The following is an 18,589-nucleotide window of genomic DNA, read 5'->3' on the forward strand; positions in this document are numbered from 1 at the left end:
GGCATTCGCCGCGCTTTCGTCATTACGGCAACGGCGCAATAACAAGGAGATGATCTATTGCAGCGTTTTTTCCACTGGCTCGATCCCTCGCTGACGGCAACGGAGTCTTTATCATCCATCGCGCTTAATCGCATTCACGATGCGATTTACCTGCTCGATCAGGATTTAACCGTAAAATACGTCAATGAACGTGCCTGCAATCTGATGGGATATAGCAAAAAGGCGCTGCTCAGCAGCAACTTTGCCGCCATCGCCCCCGAACTGGCGGATAAAGACGTCGCCGCGCTGTGGTGGAAACTGACGATGCGCCCGGAGGGCATCACCTTTACCTCCCAGCACCGGCATCGCAACGGCGAAATCATCGCCGTCCAGGTCAGTTCCAGCCGCTATCAGCACGGCGGCCGCCCGCATGCGCTGTGCATCGTCAGCGATGTCCGCGAACTGAAGAAGAAGGAGGCGATACAGCACCTGCGGGAGAAGCAGTTCCGCGCGCTGGTCGAGAACTCGCCGGATATGGTGGCGCGCTTCGATCTCTCCTTCCGCTGTATTTACGTCAATCCGCGCGTGCTGACGTGGTTTAACCGCACGGAGAGCCAGATTTCCGGCTGGCAGCTGACCGAAAGCGTGCCGCACCACAACGCCGGCATGGAGCTGCTGCGCCTGATCGCCCACACCATGAGCAGCTCCACCCCGACCGACGGGGAAATCGCGTTAGAGCATCAGAATCAGCAACGCGTGCTGCACGTGCGCAGCGTGCCGGAGTTTAATCTGGAGGGCGAACTGGAGAGCGTGCTGGCCATCGGCCGCGATATCACCGGCATCCGGCTGGCGGAGAAAGAGCTGCGCGACGCACACCAGCAGCTGCGCCTGCTGGCGCGCAATCAGGAGGCGCGGCGCGAGGCGGAACGCAAATATCTGGCCAGCGAAATCCATGACGAACTGGGCCAGCACCTGACCTCGCTGCGGGTCGGGCTGTCGCTGATCCGCATGCAGTCGCCGGAAAATAACGCCGCCGTGCATCTGCAGGTGGAAAATCTGATGCGTCTGGTGGACAGCACCATTCAGGTGGTGCGCGACGTCTCCACCCGCCTGCGGCCGAATATGCTCAATATGGGCCTGCTGCCGGCGCTGGAGTGGCTGCGCGATGAGTTTAACCGCCAGCAGAAGTGCCGCTGCATTCTGATCGCCACCACGGAGAAAAAACTGCAGCTGGATGACCCCAGCACCACCGCCGCCTTCCGCGTGGTGCAGGAGTCGCTGACCAACGTCACCCGCCACGCCAGGGCCAGCAGCGTCTATATCTTTGTGCGCCAGCGCGGCGAAAAGCTGGAGATCGAAGTGGTGGACAACGGCCGCGGCTTCGATCAGCAGCGCGTGCGCTCCAACGCCTGGGGGCTGCCGGGCATGAAAGAGCGTGCGGAAATGCTGCAGGGCTGGCTGACCATCGACAGCAAACCGGGCGAAGGCACCCGCGTACGGCTCAACTTCCCGCTCAACCGGCAAAATTTTAATGAATAATAAAGCGAGAAATACATGACCCAGCCAATACGTTTAATGATTGCCGAAGACCACGCCATTATGCGTGAAGGCCTGAAGCAGCTGTTCCTGCTGGACGCCGGCATCAAGGTAGTCGCCGAAGCCGCGGACGGCGGTCGGGTGCTGGAACGCCTGCGCGCCGGCGATGTCGATCTGCTGCTGCTGGATATCTCCATGCCGGGGATCAGCGGCGAGGATCTGATCAACCGCATCAGCAGCCAGCATCCCGGGCTGAAGATCCTGGTGCTCAGTATGTTTAATGAGCCGCAGATCGCCCAGCGCATGCTGGAGCACGGTGCTCTGGGCTATATCACCAAAGATCGCAATCCGGAAGCGCTGCTGAATGCCATCCGCAGCGTCGCCAGCGGCGCGCGCTATATCGATCACGAGCTGGCGCAGAAGATCGTATTCGCCCAGTATCAGAGTAACAGCGCGCCCCACGAGAACCTGACCCTGCGCGAACGGCAGATTATGATTATGCTGGCCCACGGCGAATCAATTAACGCCATCGCCGACACCCTGGCCATCAGCAATAAGACGGTCAGCACCTACAAATCGCGCTTGATGAAGAAGATGGGCTTCACCGCCAATGCCGATATCGTCAAATACGCCATCAGCTACAACCTGGTGCAGTAGGACGCGGCAGAAAAAAATAAGGCACGCTGTCGCCAGCGTGCCTTTTGTTTGCCGTTATTGCCGGGTTCAGTGCCCGTCCGCCTGACGCAGCGGCGGCGTAAAGCGGCGCAGCCGCAGCGCGTTGCTCACCACGAACACGCTGGATAACGCCATGGCGCTGGCGGCAAATACCGGCGACAGCAGGGTGCCGTTCAGCGGATACAGTATGCCCGCCGCCACCGGAATCAACGCCACGTTATAGGCAAAGGCCCAGAACAGGTTCTGTTTGATATTCACCAGCGTGGCTTTCGACAGCGCAATCGCGCTGGAGACGCCGCCCAAATCGCCGGACATCAGCACCACGTCGGCAGCCTCGATGGCGATATCCGTCCCGGTGCCGATGGCGATGCCCACGTGCGCGGCGGCCAGAGCCGGCGCATCGTTGATGCCGTCGCCGACGTAGGCCACCGGCCCATACTCGGCGGCAAGGCGCTCAATGGCCGCGACTTTGCCGTCCGGCAGCACCTCGGCCACCACTTCATCAATCCCCAGCTGACGCGCAATCGCCTGCGCGGTGCGGCGGTTGTCGCCGGTGATCATTGCTACCTTCAGCCCCAGCTCGTGCAGCGCCTTAATCGCCGGCAGGGTGGTGTCTTTGATCGGGTCAGCCACCGCGATCATCGCCGCCAGCCGGCCATCGATGGCGACATACAGCGGCGTTTTGCCCTCATCGCCCAGCCGCGCGGCATCTTCCGCCATCTGCGCCACGTCCAGCCCCAACTGCTGCATATAGCGATCCGCGCCCACCGCGACGGTTATTCCCTCGATATCGGCGTTCACGCCAAAACCGGTAACCGACTCAAAGCGCGTAATGGTCGACAGCGGCACGTTTTCCTGCTGTGCGGCATCGACAATGGCACGGGCGATAGGGTGTTCCGATTTGTTTTCCACGGTCGCCACCAGCCCCAGCACCTGTGCGCGCTCAAAGCCGTTCGCCAACACCAGATCGGTCAGCTCCGGGCGCCCTTTGGTGAGGGTGCCGGTTTTATCTACCGCCACCACGGCCGCATCCCGCAGCGACTGCAGCGCTTCCCCTTTGCGGAACAGCACGCCCAGCTGTGCGGCACGCCCGGTGCCCACCATAATGGAAGTCGGCGTCGCCAGCCCCATGGCGCACGGACAGGCAATAATCAGCACCACCACCGCATTCACCAGCGCAAACGACAGCGCTGGCGACGGCCCGAAGAACAGCCAGACCAGAAACGTCAGCAGCGCCACGGTCATCACCGCCGGCACAAACCACATGGTGATGCGATCCACCAGCGCCTGGATCGGCAGCTTGGCGCCCTGCGCCTGCTCCACCATGCGGATAATCTGCGCCAGCATGGTGTCGCTGCCGACTTTGGTCGCCTTAAACGTCAGCGAGCCATTCTGGTTGACGGTGCCGCCGACCACTTCGGCGCCGCTTTTTTTCTCTACCGGTACCGGTTCGCCGCTGATCATCGACTCGTCGACAAAGCTTTCGCCCTCCAGCACTTCGCCATCCACCGGGATGCGTTCGCCGGGACGGACTTCAATAATGTCCTCACGTTTGACCTCAGCGATATCCACCTCCGCCGCCTTACCGTCACGCAGCACGCGGGCGGTTTTGGCCTGCAGGCCGATCAGCCGTTTAATCGCCTCCGAGGTATTGCCCTTGGCGCGGGCTTCAAAGTAGCGCCCGAGTAAAATCAGCGCGACGATCACCGCCGCAGCTTCGTAGTAGACGTTGACCGTGCCGGCCGGCAGCCACTGCGGCGCAAAGGTAGCCACCAGCGAATAACCGTAAGCGGCGCTGACCCCGGTCGCCACCAGCGAGTTCATGTCGGGCGCACCGCGCAGCAGGGCCGGAATACCCTTCTGGAAGAAACGTAAGCCGGGGCCGAACAGCACGATCGTGGTCAGCACAAACTGCAGGTACCAACTGTTCTGCGTGCCGATGGTGCGGTCGATCAGGGCATGCATGCCCGGCACCAGATGCGAACCCATCTCCAGGATGAAAACCGGCAGCGCGAAACAGACGGCCACCAGCAACGCCTTTTTCAGCGAGCGCAGTTCTGCCGCCTGACGCACCGCCTGATCGGCGGTATCGCTCTTATCGGCGGCGATCGTCTGCGCCTCGTAACCCGCCTGCGCGACGGCGGCGATCAGGTCGTCGGGATTCACCCCGGCGGCCACCTGCACCTGCGCCCGTTCGGTCGCCAGATTGACCGTGGCCTGCTCCACGCCGTCTACCGCAGCCAGCGCGCGTTCAACCCTGCCTACACACGATGCGCAGGTCATGCCGGTCACCGACAGGTTGATGGTTTCCAGCTCCACCGTGTAGCCCGCGTCATTAACCGCCTTGACCGCCGCCGCCACATCGGGCACGCCGTTAAAGGTGACGAATGCGCGTTCGGTGGCCAGATTGACGCTGGCATCGGCAACGCCGGGCACCGCTTTGAGCGCGCGTTCCACGCGCCCCACGCACGAGGCGCAGGTCATGCCTACGACGGGGAAATTGATTGCCGTTGACGCTTTAGACTGGGATGCCGTCGAATGCGTGTTCATAAAAACTCCTCCTGCGACAGCGCCCTGTCATACCACAGGGCGCTCCTTTTACTGTTCAGTCAGACTCGACGCTGGCGTGGAAACCGGCCGCGGCCAGCTCGGCCATCAGTTCGGCGTCGTCAACGCGGCTTGCAATGATCACCCGCTTCGTCGCCGGATCGGCATCGACCTGCGCCTGCGGATCCCGCGCTTTGACGGTTTTGGCGATCGAGGCGGCGCAGCCGCCGCACTTCATCGTCGGAATATGCAGCTGTAGATGATTCATAAATGGCTCCTTGCGTAAGTTGATCTCCATCGTCAACCTTGACCTAACGTCAAGGTCAATCCTTTTTTACAACGTATTTCTTTTTTTATTTGACGCGGCGGCGCTCAGAGAAATCAGCGCCGCGCGGGAGAGTGGCGTTACCAAACGATCCGTTGTTCGGCCGCAGCGATGTGCTCCTGCACTGCGGCCCATATTATTGAATGGATTAAACGTCAGCGGGCGTTATTCCCGCAGCTACTGCGCGTTTCTCAAGGCAATAATAGCATCTCTGACTCTGGGCAAAGCGTTTTCTATCTGTTCCGGCAGCACGGCGCATACTGCAGCCCTGAACCACCATTCGGCGCGCGTCATGCCAAAATAGCTAAAAGGCACAACCGCCAGGCCCGCATGGTCGATAAGATACCGGCTCACATCCTCGGGCGTGCGCAGTACCTGACCTGCAGGCGTAACCCGGCCCGCCAGATTAAACTGCATCGACAGATAAATGCCCCCCATCGGCGCCATAGCGTCTACCGGCAGCCCTTCCTCTTTCATCCGTTGCATGCCGCCATGCAGTAACTGCAGAGAGTTAAATATCCGGGGTTTAAACGTTGCCAGGTGATCCTGCAACAGCGCGTGATTATGCAACAATGCCGCCATGGCCAATTGTTCCGCCTTTGGTGCAATGGCGCCGATATGCTCAATCATTAATTTCATTTTATCAATGACGTCCGCCGGCCCCATTCCCCACCCCACGCGCAGCCCCGTCGCGGCGAAGGCCTTGGAACCGCCGTCGACCACGATCGTATACTCTTTTAACTCGGGCCTGAGCTGCGCCGGCTGATAATGCGGCAACGTCTGATAGGTCAGCATCCAGTAGACCTGGTCAAACACCATGTACAGCGGCTTCTGCCGGCCGCGGCGCCGTCGGTTTTCCGCCACCACCAGATCGCAAATCTCCTCCAGCGCCTGCCGGGAGAACATCGTCCCCACCGGGTTTTGCGGCGAACACAGGGCGATCGCCCGCGCATCCTGTATATGGGGCGCAAAATCCTGCGCCGTCGGCAGGAACTGATTTTCCGCCGTGGTTTCCACCGCCACGCCCCGAGCGCCGCACAGGGTCGCATAGTACATATTGTTCCAGGAGGGCGCGGGATAAATCACCGTGTCGCCGGGATCGGCCACCGCCAACAGCGCCAGATACAGTAAAGGACGCGCGCCGCCGGAAATAATAATTTCACTGTCGGGATCATAATCGACCTGGAAACAGCGTTTGGTCAGGCCGGCGATCGCCTCACGCAGCGGCAGTACGCCTTCTAACGGCGGGTAATCATGCTGATTATCCGCGTAGGCCTGATAAATGGCCTGACGCAAGACGCCGGGCAGCGGGAAGCGCGCGGGGTCAAAATCGCCGATAATCAGGTCGCAGATCGGCCGGCCGTCGTCAATCTGCCGCTGCACATAGGACGCCAGCTTGATAATGCCGGAATAGTCCAGCTCCAGCGCCAGACGCGACAGGCGCCCGGCGGACGCTTCGCACAGCCCCTGCCCGCCGGCGACATCGTCAATATTCGCGGGTTGGCTTAATATCTCATTCATAGATATGACCTTTATACTCGTGACAACCAATGACTCTTATTGCCTGATACGGGAGTGTGGAATTAATCGGCATAGGCTGACGACAGCATGCGCAGCGCCTGATTAACCGCCGCCAGAGCGACGTCGATATCCTCGTCCCTGGTCGGCCAGCCCAGACTGAAGCGCAGGGTAGCCTGAGCCAGCTCTTCTGACAGCCCCAGCGCGGTCAGCACATGGCTGGGTGACAGGCTGCTGGATGAACAGGCCGATCCGGTACTGACCGAAACGCTCTTTTTCAGAAGATTAAGCAGCCTGGCGCCGTCCACCTGTTTGAAAGAGATATTCGAGACGTGGGGCAGACGGGGAGAGCTTCCCCCGTTTATCTGGACGTTCTCCCACTGCGCCAGCGCCCTTTCCAGCCGGTCACGCTGGGACTGCGCCTTTGCCATCGCCTGCGGCAGACGCTCGGCCGCCAGTTCCGCCGCCTTGCCAAACCCGACGATGCCCGGCACATTCAGCGTGCCGCCCCGAATACCCTGCTCGCTATTGCCGCCGGTAATCTGCGGATGAAGGTCGACAATTTTTTTGCCGTTTTTCCGCCGCAGATATAACGCGCCGATCCCTTTCGGCCCGTATATCTTGTGCGCGGAACAGGTAAGAATATCGATCGGGCACTGCTGCACATCGATCGGGATTTTGCCCGCGGCCTGCGTCGCATCTGACATAAAGAGAATGTTGTGCCGTTCGGCGATGGCGGCAATGTCTGCTATCGGGTTAATTACCCCCAGCTCATTATTGGCGTACATCACGCCGATCAGGATGGTTTCCGGCGTAATCAATGCCTCGAGCGCAGCGAGGTCGAAACGGCCATCCTGCAAAGGCTTGATTAAAGACACCCGGGCGCCTTCACGCTCCAGATCCTTCAGGGTTGCCAGCGTTGCAGGATGTTCTATCGAGGAGGAAATAATATGATTGCCACGGGATTTGCAGGCCGCATACGCGCCGCGCAGCCCCAGATTATTACTTTCGGTGGCGCCGGAGGTAAAAATAATCTCGTTCGCCCGCGCATGAAGCAATTTCGCAATCTGCTCACGGCTGCGCTCGACCGCCAAGTGCGCTTTAAACCCCTGCTGGCTGGAAATACTGGCGGCGTTGCCAAAGTGATGACAAAAAAACGGCAGCATTTCCGCCAGGACTAACTCATCGCAGGGCGTGGTCGCGTTGTAATCGAGATACAGCGGCATATTCTGTGGGTGTGGTTTGTTTACAGACATCGACGTTTCCTTTTATTGATTATCGGGTGAAACGATCACGCTTCTGCCGCCAGCCGTTCGGCGCAGTGAGACGTCGAGTGGATGATGTAATCGTCGTCATCAAACGATGAAAGGAAGATGTTGGTAATTTTCACCGCTCTGTCGCCGATGCGCTCATTACGCAGAAACAGCTTCATCGCCACGTCTGCGCCGTTGATCACTTTGTTGTAGTCATCGGTTTCCGAAAAATCGATAATATGCAGCGCGTGGGCCTGCGGATGCAGTTTTGCCACGCGGTCATAAACGTCGCTGTAGTGCTGGGCCATGATCACCGGGCACTTTGCCGTCCATACGTCTTTTGATTTCGACTCGGCAAGCAGTACGCGCTGCCCTTCCTGATTAACAAAAAAGATTTTCGTCAGCGATTCCGCCTCTTCTATCTCCAGTTCAGGCAACGGCGTGGTTCGATGAAGATCGAGAATACGCCTTAGCGTCTGTATGCCGCGGTTTTTACAGGTTCTTTCACCCTGTATCATCATCCGTTCCCGCTTGACGATTTTAGACTGCGCCAAAATAGCGTCCAATTCCTTGGGTAACTCCCCGCTTTCCTCCGCATCATCCGTATTATTTAACTGCGTCGGGAGTATTTCACATGACTCGGCGCCGCATTGCAGCCCAAGGTCGTCGATTAAAATACCAAGAGAGATCTTCAAATTCTTTTTATGATTGACGATCGCATTACTGGCGATATCTAAAGCATGATGCAATGATTTTTTTGCGAACTCATTAACAGGGTAGCGGGGATCGTAATGGCCGCCTTCGAGATAAAATGCCGGTATTTTCGGCGTATAGTGATTAACTTCACGATGAATAACACCAAGGATCTTATCTTCTAAATCACTTAATGTAAGATCGTTCATTTTCATTACCTTGCCCTTAATAAATTTAACGACAAACCCTGAGACAGCAAGCATATTGCCGCTGACGAATAATATAAAATCCATATCAAAACAATGATTTTCATTCACATACCAAATAGTAAATGACAGATATATCATTGACATACATATCGCATAGCGAATGTAAGTTTTAGCTTCCCTTTCTACGCGCCAACGTAAACCTTCCCCCTAGTGGAAGGTCAACAGGTTTAATCTTATGGAATCTAATATCATTAACCATTTGAAAGCCAAGGGGATATTAAAAAAATAAAAAATGACTCTTAAAAATATGTGATCAAGGCCAAATTAAATGCGTAATAAATTCATTGGGTCTACAAATTTTTTAACTCACAAAAAATCAAATAAAACCGTTAGTTAGATTAACACTCACCGCATAGCGATTGTTTTTTACCCTTTTATTAGGAATATTCGTAATTTTTATATCTTTAACGATCTTCTATCCATAAATACGGAAAGATCGCCGTCGGATAGATCAGGAATGGGGAGATAATGAAGACGCACGGCAAGACGGGTAAACCAATTCCGACGGGGCATAAATACATTCGGCATACAGAACGCAAACAGCGGGCGATAACTTCGCCCGCTCACTACAAACGCCGCTCTTCAGGCGTTTCAGGGCAGGCCGCTTAGCGGTTGTTAATGATCATCTGCACCGGATAGTGATCTGAATATTGGTCGGTAAACGCATCGCGCAGCACTTTTACCTCCGCCACGTCGTTCTTCAACGCCGGGGAGACGTAAATGTAGTCATAGCGCAGCGGCGTCTTGGCCTGGTCATAGAAAATTTTCGTCGGCGCGGTGGCGATGAACGTATCCGGATACTTCTGCTTCAGCACGTCAATAAAGCCGCGCGACAGGATATTTTGCTGCACGGTGTAGTCCATTTTGCCGTTCACCAGGTTTTGCAGCACCGGCCGTTTGGCCTCTTTGTCCTGCAAATCCTTCACCATCTCGCTCTCGTTATAGCCGCTTTTATCCAGCGGTGAGAAGGCGTTGAGGTCGCCGGCGATAATCCACTTTCCGTTCGGGTCCGCACCGTATTTGATGGAATCCAGAATCAGGTTCATCTCATCAATCCGCTGTGAGGTGCGGAACGGGTTCATATGGGTGACCACAAAGTGATAGTGACCCACATCAGCAAACAGCGCGCCGTGCCAGAGGTTATCCACCACCTTGCGTACGTTGACGATCGGGTATTTGGCGGTGATCGCCGTCGGGAAAAATTCATCGTCGCCCGCCACCTTCGGCTCTTTCAGCAGCACCGCATAGCGGTGCCCGTAGCTCTGGGCGAAGGCTTCCAGCGTCTCGCGGGTAAAGTGGTTCATCTCCTGCCAGGCGATAATATCGGCATCCTGCTGCCTGGCCCATTCGGCAAACTTCTGTTTCCCCTTCGAGGTGTCGGACTTCATCCCCCAGTAGGCGTTATAGCTGATAATTTTCAGCTGCTGTTGCTGCTCCAACGTCTGCGCGGCACAGACCGGCAGTGAGCCGCCGAGTAAACCCAATGCGACCGCTGCGCTGATTATCGTTCTCATACTACGCTCCTTGTTGTTATATCAACATCACATTCCGTTAATGCCCACCTTCAGAAAGGCGATGATTTTCCACTCTATATACCACGCTACGTCTTTTTGTTTTGTGATACGCATTACTCTTGCCGCGTTTCTGCGGCCGTATCCAGCCGCATAAAATCAACAAACGCCCGCATCTGCGGCGTCATAAACCCATTACGCGGGTAGTACAGGTGAAACCCCGCGACCGATTTACACCACTGCGGCAGCACCCGCACCAGCGTGCCCCGGTGCAGCGCCGGCGCCACGCACTGCGCCTCCAGTAACGCCAGCCCCGCGCCCTGCTCGGCGGCAGCCAGCAGCAGATCGATATCGTTGGCCGTCAGGGCGGGGTCAATGTCCACCTCGACGTGCTCGCCGGCGCGACTGAGACGCCAGCGATACTGAGCGCCGTTGCCACTCCAGCGGTAGTTGATGCAGCGGTGGCGAACAATCTCCTCCGGCGTCGCCGGCGGCGGCTGGGTCTGAAAACAGCCCGGCGCGGCCACCACCACCATCTGCAGATCCGCCGTCAGCCTGACCGCGATCATATCCCTCGGCACCCGGTCGCCCGAACGGATGCCGGCATCGAATCCCGCAGCGACAATATCCTGCAGGTTGTCATCCAGCAGCATCTCCAGCCGGATATCCGGATAGCGCGCCATAAAGCGTTCAATCGCCGGCACGATCGCCAGATGCCCGGCCAGACGCGGCATACTGATGCGCAGCGTACCGCGCGGCGTCAGCTGCGTCTCTCCCGCCCCCTGCACCGCACTTTCCAGCGCCGCCATCGCCGGCTCCAGCTGCGCCATCAGCCGTGAACCGGCCTCCGTCAGCGCGACGCTGCGCGTGGTGCGGTTAAACAGCCTGACGTGCAGCCGCTGTTCCAACGCGCGGATCGCATGGCTCGCCGCCGACGGCGACAGCCCCAGCCGCTGTGCCGCCCGACGGAAACTCCTCTCTTTAGCCACCGCCATAAAGACGGCCAGTTCAGCGTAATCGGCCCCTTTCATATTGCTGTGCCTTATTCATCAGTTCATGCGGATTATAGGGTATTAATTCACCTTTCTGTCTGCGACACAATGAATGCCTCAATCATCAGAGGAGGAAACAACTTGTGAACACTATGCGACGTTGGGAAATGAACGGCTTCGGGCGCCAGTCACTGACGCTGCAGACGGCGGCAGTGCCCCGCCCTGCAGACGACGAGGTGCTGGTGCAGGTGATGTCGGTCGCCCTGAATCACCGCGATAATTGGGTGATCGACAGCGGACGCGGCTTACCGCTGCGCTTTCCGTTTACTCCCGGCTCCGACCTTTCGGGGCGCGTGGTGGCGGCCGGCAGCCAGGTCAGCCGCTTCGCGCCGGGGGATGAGGTCATCTCAGTCTTTGCCCCGGAGTGGCTCGACGGCGCTCGCCCCGGCAACGCGCGCGAGCTGGCTTACCGCACTCTGGGCGGCTTTTACCCCGGCGTACTGGCGGAATATGTGGCGATGAAAGCAGACTGGCTGGTGGCTAAACCCGCCTCGCTCAGCCACGCTGCCGCCAGCACGCTGCCCTGCGCGGCGCTGACCGCCTGGTTTGCCCTGGTGGAGCGCGGCAACCTGCAGCCGGGAGACAGCGTGCTGATTGAAGGCAGCGGCGGCGTAGCGCTGTTTGGTCTGCAAATCGCCAACATGCTGGGCGCCAAAACCCTTGTCGCCACCAGCGCCGGCAAAATGGCGGCGGTAAAACAGCTGGGAGCCGATGCGGTTATCGATCGTAACGCGCAGGGCATGGTCGACGCCGTCCTGCAACTGACCGCCGATCGGGGAGTCGATCACATTCTTGAGCTGGCGGGCGGCGCGCACCTGGGACAGGCGGCGGCGATGTGCGCCATCGGCGGAAAAATCCATCTGATCGGCGCTCTGGAAGGCTTTACCGTGTCGTCGCCGCTGGAGCCGATTCTGTTTAAGGATCTGGCGATTTACGGCATCGGCACCGGCCATCGCCGGGCGTTGAGCGAAATGTGCGCCGCCTTCGACGCCAACGGCCTCACGCCGGTTATCGACAGCGTGTACCCGCTGGAAGCATTGCCTCTGGCGCTGGCGCGTGTGGAAAGCGGCGCCTTCGGTAAAGTAGTGGTAAACATTGGTGAGGTGGCGTAGGGCGCCCGTATTTTTCGTCCCTGATGGCCGCGTGCTTAAACATGACCAATTCAGAAAAACCGCTGCGGTTAATCCTTGAATATATGTCATCGGTAAAAGTCAGCGTAACACTGAAACCGCAGCTCTGCCTGCGGCTTTCATATCCAACAACCAAGATAATTCCCAATTTATAATACAACTAACAATAACACGTTACACAAACTACTCCTTTTTAATGAGTAAGGAATCCCAAACATCATACTTAATAGAAATATGAGATAAATAAAATTAAGAAATAACCAAACAAAAGATCACATTTCATTCAAAATAAAATTAAATGTTTTTTATTTTAATAATGAATTTAAAAACCAATAAAATAAGAAATAACAATATATAAAAGCATAAAACAACAACAATGCAGAATAAAAAACCACAAAACAATAAAATTAAAGAATTATAAGCCTGCAGAAATACAAAAAATAGCACAATAACCAAGAGGATAATCATATTGGAAAGTCAAAAAAATGGATCACACAACCATCTAATAGATATAGGAAAAATGAAAAAACAAAATTATTTCACAAAGAAAAAAAACGTTCAGATAACAAAACAGGTGAAAAGCCATAAAGTTGCAAGGATAAATCTTAGCCAATATAATCTCGCTCATTCGGAAAACATGAAAACACCCAACATTAAAACAAAAAACAAACATAAATAAACATCATGAATACATAAAGATAGATAAGTCATAGGACAAATACGATAAAAAACCCTATCACCATATGGGTATCTAGGAGAAATCTAATTCATCGGTCGATAATTAGATAATGTATAAAACGGCGTTTATAAAAACGACGCAGGGAATTTGTGCCTATCAGCCAGGAATGCATGCTGATGCGCTGCCACAAATAAATATCTCTATTGCCGCTGCCCGGCAGCGAGATATTTATCTGTGGGAGTGCCAACCCGCCGCGGTTAGCACATTTATAAAAAGGAAAAGGAAGTTAAACATGAAATTATTACACGTCTCTCTGGCTGCTCTGATGGCTGCAGCAACCCTGTCTTTCGGCGCAAACGCTGCTTCTTACGAAGGTAACTCCGGTAAAGTTACGTTCCACGGCCAGGTCGTTGATGCCCCATGTAACCTGGCGCCAGGCCAGGACGGTATGGACGTTAAGGTTGATTTCGGCCAGCTGTCTCAGTCTCAGCTGAACAAAAACGTAACCACCGCTCAGACTTTTGAACTCAAACTGCAGAACTGCGGCCTGGCGAACGATGACGGTTCCAAGAAAACCGCTGAAATTACCTTCAACAGTGCCGACCAGATCGCCGGTAAAAACCTGCTGAAAACCAACGGTCTGGCTACCGGTCTGGCCATCGGTATCAACAACATTACCCTCGGCACCCCAGCGGCTATCGCCGGCCTGGTTGACGGCGACAACACCCTGGTTTACACCGCGGTTGCTCAGAAAGCTGACATCGCCACTGACGTTACCCCGGGTGACTTCAGCGCATCAACCAACTTCCTGATTAGCTACAAATAATAGTCAGGTATAGCCGGAGGGCTCGGTCTCCCCTCTGGCTATCTCAAAGGGGGATCCTATGCAACGCTGGCTGGGAAGTTTTGTACTGTTGCTCGCCGCATCCAACGGTTATGCCGATGTGTTGGCGCTAAGCCGGCAGGATGACGGTTACCTCCTGCCTCTGCGCGGGCGGGCAACGCTCAGCGGTACCGTATTGGCTGCAGGATGCACCATTGCATTGGATACCCCATCCCAATCGCTGGATTTAGACCCGCGCCCATTAGACAACCGCCAACGATCGTTAATTTATCATTTATCTATTCGTTTCGATCATTGTGCGCTCCCGGGACAAAACAGTGGGTACGGTGAAGATAAAGCAATCAAAATCAACTTCAAAAACAAATCAGCATCAGGGAATATTTTTATTATTAAAGATGCGGACAATAAAACGCTAAAAAGCGGGGAAGATCACCCGATCAATTATCGCAAAGCGGAGCAAAACAGTGCCCATCCGGCAACCGCAGATTACCGCGTAGAACTGACGCCGAAAGCGCCACCCTATTACGCCATATTGGGGCTGAACATGCGCTACGAATAACGCCGGCCGGGCGCTGAATGGAAGAGTGACGCCCGCTTCAGAAAATCGTGAATGCCTACCGGAATCCCGCTATTCCCCTGCTAACAACGCCCGCGATTTTCGCTTTTTAATCAGGATGATTAATTATGTCTCAGCAACGTTTTATCATCAGTCGCATAGCATCCGCCATCATTGCCGTTTTGGTAAGTTGGGAAGCTAACGCTGTTGAGTTTAATACGGACGTATTAGATCTGGAAGATAGAGCGAATATTGATTTCTCCCGCTTTTCGCAGGCCGGCTATATTATGCCCGGCGTTTATCATATGACGCTGCGAATTAACGGTGAGAGCGTCGGTTATGAGGGGGATATTCCGTTTTATCCACGCGATTACGCACCATCAGACAATAACACCTCCCCCGCACAGCCTGAAGCCTGTCTGCCGCAGGAGGTTGTCGACCGCCTGGGATTAACGGACAAAGCAGCCCAACAGCTGGCCCGCTGGCATAACGGCCAGTGCGTGGATTTCAGCCCGCTGCCCGGAGTGGCGTTAACGCCAAACCTCGGCAGCGCGGCGCTGAATATCAACGTCCCTCAGGCGCTGCTGGAGTATACCGACGCGTCCTGGCTGCCGCCTTCCCGCTGGGATCACGGCCTGCCCGGTTTTCTGCTGGATTACAACATCACCGGCACCTTTACCAGCAACCGTCACTCGGGGCGTCGGCAGACCCTCAGCGCCAACGGCACGCTCGGCATGAACCTGGGCGCCTGGCGCCTGCGCGGGGATTATCAGGGCCGTTTCAGCCGTAGCAGCTCGCAGCAAAAAAGTCGTCATACCCTCGATTTTAGCCGCGTCTATCTGTATCGGCCGATTCCCAGCCTGAGTTCAACGCTGACCATCGGTGAAAACTACGTCAACTCGCCGATGTTCGATTCCTGGCGCTATGCGGGCATCGCCATGGCCAGCGACGAACGTATGCTGCCGCCGCGACTGCGTGGCTACGCGCCGGAGATCATTGGCATCGCCAAAACCAACGCCAAAGTGACCGTTACGCAGCAGGATCGCGTGATCTATGAAACCACCGTCGCAGCCGGGCCGTTCCGCATTCAGAACCTGGACAGCGCTATCCGCGGCACGATGGACGTTAAAGTCACCGAGCAGGACGGCGAAGAGCACACCTTCAGCCTCTCCACCGCGGCGGTGCCTTATCTGACGCGTCCGGGCCAGCTGCGCTACCAGGCGATCGTCGGCCGCCCCACCACCTGGGAACACGATCTGGAAGGGCAGCTGTTTGCCTCGGGCGAAGCCTCCTGGGGGCTGTCCAATATCTGGACGCTGTACGGCGGCTCAACGCTCTCCGCCGATTATCAAGCGCTGGCGCTGGGCAGCGGGCGCGATCTGTTCGGGCTCGGCACCGTGGCCGTCGACGTCACCCAGTCCGTTGCCAAGGTACGCGATAACAGTAAGAAACAGGGGAAGTCCTGGCGTCTGAGCTACTCCAAATTCTTCGACGAGATGAAAGCCGACGTCACCTTCGCCGGCTACCGCTTCTCGGAAAAGAACTATATGAGCATGCAGCAGTTTCTCGACCAGCGCCGTCTCGATTACGACCCTAACCACCAAAAAGAGCGCTACCAGATCAACGTCAACAAGAGCTTTGACAAAGTCTCTCTGGGGCTGAATTACGAGCATCAGACCTACTGGGATCGCGGCAGCACCAAACAGTATGGCGCCAATATCGGCACCACGTTTGATCTGCCGGCGCTGAAAATGCGCAGCGCTTCGCTGACCGCCACGGCCATGCGCAGTCAATACCGCGGGCAAGATGAGAACAGGTTCAGCCTGATGCTGTCGCTGCCGATGGGCACCGGCACCGTCAGCTACAACAGCAGCTACAACCGGGGGCAATACGGGCACCGGATCGGCTATTACGACCGGCTGGGGCTGGACAGCTACAACATCAACGCCGGCGTCGATCACGGCGGTAACCAGGAATCACGCGCCCAGGTCAGCGGTATGTATACCCATAACGGCGCGCGCAGCAAGCTGAGCGTCAACGGTGCGATCGACGGCGCGCAGTACCGTTCGCTGGGGCTCAGCGCCACGGGCGGCATCACCGCCACGCCGCGCGGCGTGGCGATGCACGCCGGCGGCAACAACGGCAGCACCCGGCTGATGGTGGATACCGACGGCATCGGCGGCGTACCGATCAACGGCGGTCGCGTGGTCAGCAACGCCTGGGGGATCGGCGTGGTGAGCGACGTCAACAGTTACTACCGCACCACCACCCGCATCGATGTCAGCACGCTTGCTGACGATGTCGAAGCGAAGAAAAGCGTGGTGGAAACCGCGCTGACCGACGGCGCCATCGGCTACCAGCGCTTTGGCCTGCTGCAAGGCAGCAAGGCGTTCGCCACCTTCCGGCTGGCAGACGGCGGTTCGCCGCCATTTGGCGCCGTGGTGCGCAATAGCAAAAACCAGGAAGTCGGCATTGTCGGTGACGCGGGCATCGCCTGGCTGAGCGGCATTACGCCGAAAGAGACGCTGAGCCTGGTCTGGAACGACAGCGTCCAGTGTCTGGCGGTTCTGCCGTCTGCCATTAACGAGCAAAACCTGTTGCTGCCCTGTCGGCGGACTGCCGCCGCTGGCGCTGTAACCAAATAATTTATTTACGGTTTTTACCGTCAACCCATGGAGTAAAGAAGTCAATATGCAAACACTGAACAAACAGGTTGCCGGCATCACCCTGATTCTCGGCCTTTTATTTACCACGGCTAACGCGCAGGCCGCCGTCGCTCTGGACAGAACCCGGGCGGTGTTTAACGGCGATCAAAAGGCCATCAGCCTGAACATCAGCAATGAAAACAAAAATCTGCCTTACCTGGCTCAGGCCTGGCTGGAAGATGAGCAGCAGAAAAAGATGACCACCGGCGCGCTGGTGATGACGCCGCCGGTACAAAGGCTGGAGCCGGGCGCCAAAAGTATGCTGCGCATCTCCGCCACGCCATTGGCACAGCAACTGCCGCAGGACCGGGAGTCACTGTTCTATGTGAACCTGCGTGAAGTGCCGCCGCGCAGCGATAAGCCCAACGTATTGCAGATCGCGCTGCAGTCGAAGATCAAATTGTTCTACCGCCCGAAGGGGATCATCACCGCGCCGAACGCGGTCTGGCAGGAAAAACTGGTGCTGCACGCCGAAAGCGGCGGCTACCGGGTTGAAAACCCGACGCCGTACTACATCACGGTTATCGGCCTGGGCGGCTCTAAAGAACAGTCCGTCAAGGGCGAATTCAAATCGGTGATGATCGCGCCGAAAAGCAGCGTCAAGGTCGCCGGCCAGCACTACGCCACGCCTTATCTGACCTATATCAACGATTACGGCGGCCGCCCTACGCTGACATTCAGCTGCAGCGCCGCACAGTGCACGGTGAAAAACAGTTAACGATCGCGGCGGGATCCCCGCCCGGCAAGAGTGTAAGGAGGACCGGCCATGAACCGGTATCTGGGAATATGTATCGCGCTGTTATCTGCTATCGGTTCTATGGGGGACGCAATGGCGAAAAACCCAATCGATCTGACATTCAGCGGCACGCTGCTGGAGAAACAGTGTATCCACGACTCGGCGGAGGACGCGCAGCTCGTCGAGTTGCCGCTGCTGTCGATCAAATATTTCCAGCACTACGGCCGCGGCCCGGCCACCCGCTTCGCCCTACGCTTCAAAGACTGCAGCGCCGCGACGCTGAACAAACAGGTGCAAATGGTGTTTCACAGCCCGCAGACCGTGAATATCGACGGCCTGACCATGCTCGCCACCGACGGCGGCACCGGTCTGGTGCTGGGGCTGAATAATGCCGACGGCCAGCCGATCGTGCCGGAAGTGCCGTTCAAGGCGGGCGTTATTACCCAGACGGGCATCGGCAGCACCAACGAGCTGTTGTTTGATGTCTACCCGCAGGCCGTCGATCGCAACGCCGTCAATCCCGGGGACTACAGCGCCACGGTGACGTTTGAAATGAGCTATCTGTGATGATGGCAAGGAGC

General features: G+C 56.7%; 15 protein-coding genes. 8 read left to right on the forward strand and 7 right to left on the reverse strand.

The genetic code is table 11. The features are described from left to right. Positions 1 to 57: 57 nt before the first annotated feature. Together TAN611_RS19985 and TAN611_RS19990 are read left to right on the forward strand one after the other, a co-directional pair. Positions 58 to 1,518 carry a PAS domain S-box protein gene (locus TAN611_RS19985; protein ID WP_105232604.1) on the forward strand — a complete coding sequence of 487 codons (1,461 nt, stop codon included), beginning with the start codon at positions 58 to 60 and terminating at the stop codon, positions 1,516 to 1,518. A 15-nt stretch (positions 1,519 to 1,533) separates the two neighbouring features. Next, a complete protein-coding gene (locus TAN611_RS19990; RefSeq protein ID WP_105232605.1) occupies positions 1,534 to 2,172 on the forward strand; it encodes a response regulator transcription factor in 639 nt (212 codons plus the stop codon). Between the two features lie 66 nt (positions 2,173 to 2,238). On the opposite strand, the gene TAN611_RS19995 is transcribed toward TAN611_RS19990, so the two are convergent. The 7 genes from TAN611_RS19995 to TAN611_RS20025 form a co-directional block, all read right to left on the reverse strand. Further along, on the reverse strand, positions 2,239 to 4,740 hold the full coding sequence (locus TAN611_RS19995; protein ID WP_105232606.1) for a heavy metal translocating P-type ATPase: 2,502 nt from the start codon (positions 4,738 to 4,740) through the stop codon (positions 2,239 to 2,241). Between the two features lie 55 nt (positions 4,741 to 4,795). Next, positions 4,796 to 5,005, reverse strand: coding sequence for a heavy-metal-associated domain-containing protein (locus tag TAN611_RS20000; protein WP_105232607.1), 210 nt, complete (start codon positions 5,003 to 5,005; stop codon positions 4,796 to 4,798). A gap of 234 nt (positions 5,006 to 5,239) precedes the next feature. Then, positions 5,240 to 6,583, reverse strand: a complete 1,344-nt coding sequence (locus TAN611_RS20005) for a pyridoxal phosphate-dependent aminotransferase (protein WP_203066932.1) — start codon at positions 6,581 to 6,583, stop codon at positions 5,240 to 5,242. A gap of 62 nt (positions 6,584 to 6,645) precedes the next feature. After that, on the reverse strand, positions 6,646 to 7,836 hold the full coding sequence (locus TAN611_RS20010; protein WP_197950672.1) for a cysteine desulfurase family protein: 1,191 nt from the start codon (positions 7,834 to 7,836) through the stop codon (positions 6,646 to 6,648). Between the two features lie 35 nt (positions 7,837 to 7,871). Continuing rightward, positions 7,872 to 8,741, reverse strand: a complete 870-nt coding sequence (locus TAN611_RS20015; protein ID WP_105233523.1) for a hypothetical protein — start codon at positions 8,739 to 8,741, stop codon at positions 7,872 to 7,874. Positions 8,742 to 9,400: 659 nt separating this feature from the next. Continuing rightward, on the reverse strand, positions 9,401 to 10,309 hold the full coding sequence (locus TAN611_RS20020; RefSeq protein ID WP_105232610.1) for an endonuclease/exonuclease/phosphatase family protein: 909 nt from the start codon (positions 10,307 to 10,309) through the stop codon (positions 9,401 to 9,403). Positions 10,310 to 10,422: 113 nt separating this feature from the next. Further along, on the reverse strand, positions 10,423 to 11,337 hold the full coding sequence (locus tag TAN611_RS20025; protein ID WP_203066933.1) for a LysR family transcriptional regulator: 915 nt from the start codon (positions 11,335 to 11,337) through the stop codon (positions 10,423 to 10,425). Between the two features lie 104 nt (positions 11,338 to 11,441). On the opposite strand from TAN611_RS20025, the gene TAN611_RS20030 reads away from it, so the two are divergent. The 6 genes from TAN611_RS20030 (at position 11,442) to TAN611_RS20055 (ending at position 18,575) form a co-directional block, all read left to right on the forward strand. Then, positions 11,442 to 12,470 (forward strand): NAD(P)-dependent alcohol dehydrogenase, encoded by a 1,029-nt coding sequence (locus TAN611_RS20030; protein ID WP_111736362.1) that lies wholly within the window; start codon positions 11,442 to 11,444, stop codon positions 12,468 to 12,470. Positions 12,471 to 13,459: 989 nt separating this feature from the next. Beyond that, on the forward strand, positions 13,460 to 13,993 hold the full coding sequence (locus tag TAN611_RS20035) for a fimbrial protein (RefSeq protein WP_203066934.1): 534 nt from the start codon (positions 13,460 to 13,462) through the stop codon (positions 13,991 to 13,993). Positions 13,994 to 14,051: 58 nt separating this feature from the next. After that, entirely contained in the window at positions 14,052 to 14,570 is a 519-nt protein-coding gene (locus TAN611_RS20040; protein ID WP_105232614.1) for a hypothetical protein, read from the forward strand. A 125-nt stretch (positions 14,571 to 14,695) separates the two neighbouring features. Beyond that, positions 14,696 to 17,212: a fimbria/pilus outer membrane usher protein gene (locus TAN611_RS20045; RefSeq protein ID WP_197950665.1), complete on the forward strand. Its 2,517-nt coding sequence runs from the start codon at positions 14,696 to 14,698 to the stop codon at positions 17,210 to 17,212. Positions 17,213 to 17,258: 46 nt separating this feature from the next. Beyond that, positions 17,259 to 17,990, forward strand: coding sequence for a molecular chaperone (locus TAN611_RS20050; RefSeq protein ID WP_111736359.1), 732 nt, complete (start codon positions 17,259 to 17,261; stop codon positions 17,988 to 17,990). A gap of 111 nt (positions 17,991 to 18,101) precedes the next feature. Continuing rightward, positions 18,102 to 18,575: a fimbrial protein gene (locus TAN611_RS20055; RefSeq protein ID WP_158684849.1), complete on the forward strand. Its 474-nt coding sequence runs from the start codon at positions 18,102 to 18,104 to the stop codon at positions 18,573 to 18,575. Positions 18,576 to 18,589 lie beyond the last annotated feature (14 nt).

It is taken from the genome of Serratia sp. Tan611 (assembly GCF_905188235.1).
Taxonomy (GTDB): Bacteria; Pseudomonadota; Gammaproteobacteria; order Enterobacterales; family Enterobacteriaceae; genus Serratia_B; species Serratia_B rhizosphaerae.